The organism is Micromonospora sp. NPDC049366 (assembly GCF_044466625.1).
Classification (GTDB): domain Bacteria; phylum Actinomycetota; class Actinomycetes; order Mycobacteriales; family Micromonosporaceae; genus Micromonospora.
This window is the reverse complement of record NZ_JBITMV010000059.1, coordinates 1-1,268: the sequence shown is the minus strand read 5'-3', so window position 1 is coordinate 1,268 and position 1,268 is coordinate 1. Positions and strand designations below refer to the sequence as shown.

Below are 1,268 nucleotides of genomic sequence, written 5' to 3'. Positions count from 1 at the left end.
CGAACAGATCGCCGCCGCCGCGGCCACCGGCCTTCCAACAGCACAAAGCTAAACAAAATCAAGAAACTGTCTCAGTTGACTTGACAGGTTCCGGTGGTCGAGCAGGACGAGCCAGGTCCAGTCGGGCAGCGGAAGGATACTGTCTGAGTCCTCGGTTTTGGTGTCTTGCAGGCGAAGCTTCCCGCCGGTCCGCTGCACGGTCTGACCGATGGCGGCGGTGCCGTTGTCCAGGTCCAGATCCGACCAGCGCAGTCCCAGGAGTTCGCCGCGCCGGAGTCCGAGCGTGGCCGCCACCACGTAGAGCGGGTAGAGCCGGTGCCCCTCGGCTGCGGCGAGGATCTTGCGGACCTGGTCGACGGACAGGCCCTTACCGACGCGATAGCGAGGAGAAGGGATGCGGACCAGCTTGGCGACGTTGCGGGAAACCAGCTCCTCGCGCATGGCGTGCCGTAGCGCGTTGCGCAGCACTGCGTGCACGAACTGGATTTGACGGGTGCTCGGGTAGCGCTGGCAACACCGGCCGACAGAGCAACACCGCCGATCGGGTCGACGACTCTTGTCGAGGCCAGCGGTGCAGCAGAGGCACTTGCGGCGGAACTCGTCCATGAACGCCTTGACGTGCTGGACCTGGAGGCCGTCGAGGCGTTTGGTGCCGAGTGCGGGGATCAGGTGCAGCCGTACGGCGCTTTTCAGGGATGGCAACAGCGCGGTCTGTGGGCTTGCCCGACGCAAGGATCAAGAACCGTGCCCTGCGCTCATACAATCCGGCCACGACCGCCCTGGTCCTGCTGATGTGTCTGGCAGCGTGGCTTGCCTGACCTACGTGCTGATGTCAAAGGGAGGACTTGCGAGGAAATGAAGCGAAGTGGTCGTTATCTCCTGGTCGGCGCGCTGGTCATTGCTCTCGGGGCACTATCTGTGCTCGGCATCTGGCAGTCGTTCAGCGAACTCGGTCCGTCGTGGCGGGCGGTGACGGGACACGGCACCGAGGGCACGTTCATGCCCGAGCGGACGCACACCGTCGGGCGAGGCGGCGATCACCAGTGGCGCGGAACATTTGTAAGCACGGATCAAACGGTCACCCGTCCCGATGTCGCACTCGATAACCCGCCTGATCGGGTCCGGATTGGCTTGGCCGTACCTGCGCGCGATACGGGAGCGCGGAGGGTTGTCGGGGCTTGACCCCTGATCCTGGACACGGGGGTTATGCGGCCGGGGCCAGCGTAGCTGGCGCTGGCCGGGTGCTCTTCTCGTAGGTGATCGGTGAC

The 1,268-nt window shown here is 64.8% G+C and carries 1 protein-coding gene; it reads right to left on the bottom strand.

Going from position 1 to position 1,268, the window contains the following annotated elements; translation table 11 throughout:
• Positions 1-48: 48 nt before the first annotated feature.
• Complete coding sequence (locus tag ACIBTV_RS31420) at positions 49-702, bottom strand: tyrosine-type recombinase/integrase (protein ID WP_396710819.1); 654 nt, start codon at positions 700-702, stop codon at positions 49-51.
• Positions 703-1,268: the final 566 nt, after the last annotated feature.